The organism is Bradyrhizobium uaiense (assembly GCF_010811875.1).
GTDB lineage: Bacteria > Pseudomonadota > Alphaproteobacteria > Rhizobiales > Xanthobacteraceae > Bradyrhizobium > Bradyrhizobium uaiense.
This window is the reverse complement of record NZ_VKHP01000442.1, coordinates 1-2696: the sequence shown is the minus strand read 5'-3', so window position 1 is coordinate 2696 and position 2696 is coordinate 1. Positions and strand designations below refer to the sequence as shown.

The 2696-nt window shown below is 64.0% G+C and carries 3 protein-coding genes; all 3 read right to left on the bottom strand.

Features of this window, described 5'->3' with window-relative positions:
- On the bottom strand, nt 1-608 hold a 608-nt coding region (locus tag FNJ47_RS45480), incomplete at its 3' end, for a M20/M25/M40 family metallo-hydrolase (RefSeq protein ID WP_163163243.1).
- A 17-nt stretch (nt 609-625) separates the two neighbouring features.
- The gene (locus FNJ47_RS45475; protein WP_163163241.1) at nt 626-1246 is read right to left on the bottom strand and encodes a DUF805 domain-containing protein; all 621 of its coding nucleotides are present in this window, start codon (nt 1244-1246) and stop codon (nt 626-628) included.
- Nucleotides 1247-1516: 270 nt separating this feature from the next.
- Nucleotides 1517-2362, bottom strand: a complete 846-nt coding sequence (dapD, locus tag FNJ47_RS45470) for a 2,3,4,5-tetrahydropyridine-2,6-dicarboxylate N-succinyltransferase (RefSeq protein ID WP_163163239.1) — start codon at nt 2360-2362, stop codon at nt 1517-1519.
- Nucleotides 2363-2696 lie beyond the last annotated feature (334 nt).

Here is a 2696-nt window from a genome sequence, read left to right as displayed (position 1 = left end):
TGGCCCTGCACGCCGTCGACAATCAGCGTGCCGGATTGCGAGCCGCGCCGGCCGACCTTGATCATGTCGCCGAGCACCTCGACATTCGAGGGCTCGCCGAGCACGCAATGGTCGAACTTCTCGCCGCGCTCGGCGCACCATTTCAACAGCTTGACGGTGCCGTTGATCGAGACGTCTTCCTCGTCGCCGGTGATCAGGAAGGAGATCGAGCCGCTGCCATTCTCTTGCGCCTTGCCACCATGTTCGCTGAGATATTGCAGCACGGCGGCGACGCTGCAGGCGATGCCGCCCTTCATGTCGACGGCGCCGCGGCCGTAGAGATAGCCGTCCTTCACCTCGCCCGAGAACGCGCCCAGCGTCCACGCGGCTTCATCGCCGGGCGGCACCACGTCGGTGTGGCCGGCGAAGGTGATGTGCGGCGCCGAGGAGCCGATGCGGGCATAGAGATTGTCGACATCGGCGGTGCCGGGCTCCGAGAACGTCACGCGGTGGACCTCGAAGCCTGCGGTTTTCAGCAAATTTTCGAGAACGCCAAGCGCGCCGGCGTCGGCCGGGGTGACGGAGGGGCAGCGAACCAGATCGCGGGTAATCGAGACGGCATCATTCATGCGCCTCGCTTAACACGTCACAGCGCGGGTGGACCAGCTTTGTGCGGCACGATATCGAGCTCGCTTTGCTGATCCCAGCCTTGCGTGGAGCGCGACCCGGTGCCGCGGCTGGCTCCGCGGCTCACATGGGTCTTGCCCAACGGATTGGGACCGTAGCGATTGGGGTAGGAGGTGCCGCGCAGCAACGCGAGCTCAATGAAGCCCCAGATATAGAGCACGAACACGATCGCGCCCGCGGCCATCGCCCAATAGGATTCATCGGGAAGCCGCTCGGAGAACTGGCTCTTGAGGCCGGGGATCGCGAAGAACGGGACCATCCACCAGCCGCTCCTGTCGCGGTCGTGCAGGCGCTTGATCGAGACAGCGACATAGACCCAGACGAACAGCACCGTTCCGCTGGCCTTGGCCACCAGCTTCGGTGATCCGGCCCAGCTCAGCGATTTGTACCTGTCGGGGTCGAAGGCCCGGAAGATGTCGTCGACATTGAAGCCGAACGATCCTCCCTTGCCGCCAAGGCCGGTCAAAATCACGAACAGGGCCAGGAACATCATCCAGCAGACGATGATCAGTCCCGCGAGCCAGAACCTGGCCCGGTTGACGCGGCCCTTGAAGCCGAACAGGTAATTGGCCCAGTCCATGAAAAAACTCCGGGCAGCGGCAATGTTTCGCGGCCCGAAGTTTTGTCGTTTTGGAGAGGTGCTTGGTTCGATGTTGGACCCGTCATCCCCGCGCAACGGCTTCGCCGTTGTCGCTGGAGGTGCGGGCCCTTGCGAGCCTCGAAGGATGAATCGGCCACCAGCCTGGCCGTCGACCCTTCGAGGGCCGCTGAAGAAGCGGCCACCTCCAGCGACAAAGGCGGAGCCTTTGCGCGGGGATGACGGTGATGGACTGTTGCCGCGGAAGACCGATCAGTCCCGCAGCAGCTCGTTGATGCTGGTCTTGGCGCGAGTGCGCTCGTCGACGCGCTTGACGATCACGGCGCAGGCGGTGGCAGGGCCGGGCTGGCCGTTCTTCAGCGGCTTGGCGGGCAGGGGGCCCGGCACCACGACGGCATATTCGGGGACCTCGCCGACGAAGATTTCGCCGGTCTCGCGGTCGACGATCTTGGTCGAGGCGCCCAGGAAAACGCCCATCGACAGCACCGCGCCCTTGCGCACGATCACGCCTTCGGCGACTTCGCTGCGCGCGCCGATGAAGCAGTCGTCCTCGACGATCACGGGCTCGGCCTGCAGTGGCTCGAGCACGCCGCCGATGCCGACGCCGCCGGAGATGTGCACGCGCTTGCCGATCTGGGCGCAGGAGCCGACCGTCGACCAGGTGTCGATCATGGTCGCTTCATCGACATAGGCGCCGAGATTGACGAACGAGGGCATCAGCACGACGTTGCGGGCGATGAAGGCCGAGCGGCGCACGATCGCGCCCGGCACCGCGCGGAAGCCGGCATCGCGAAAACGGCTCTCGCCCCAGCCCTCGAACTTCGACGGCACCTTGTCCCACCACGATGCCTTGCCCGGGCCGCCCGCGATCTGGCCCATGTCGTTGAGGCGGAACGAGAGCAGCACGGCCTTCTTCAGCCACTGATTGACCTTCCACTTGCCATCAGCCTCGCGCTCGGCGACGCGGGCCTCACCCTTGTCGAGCAGCTCGAGTGCATGGTCGACGGCCTCACGGACCTCGCCCTTGGTCGAGGTCGAAATGCCTTCGCGGGCGTCGAACGCAGTGTTGACGGTGGTTTCGAGGGCGGACAGCGACATCGGAACAATCCTTGGGCGTATCGGGGATATAACGGGAATTTTGCAGGGCGTTTTCGGAATTTGGGGCATGAGAGTCAAGGCAAACTCGGCCGTCGTTCGGCGAGCGATCTCTCTCCTCCGTCGTCCCGGCGAAAGCCGGGACCCATTACCCCAAATGTCTGTGATGCGGCAGGCTGGGGCCACAGCGTGTAACCCAACCAAGATTTTTGGTTGATGGGGTGGACGGCCCCCTACGGCATCAGTGTGCCAGAATGAGGTTGTTGCAAATCTCAGACAAGGGAGCCGTCCGTGAGAGAGATTATCCGCATTGGGATGGATACGTCGAAGTATATTT

Coding starts and splice junctions, on each gene's coding strand:
- FNJ47_RS45475 (WP_163163241.1), bottom strand. CDS start 1,246: ATGGACTGGGCCAATTACCTGTTCGGCTTCAAGGGCCGCGTCAACCGG.
- dapD (WP_163163239.1), bottom strand. CDS start 2,362: ATGTCGCTGTCCGCCCTCGAAACCACCGTCAACACTGCGTTCGACGCC.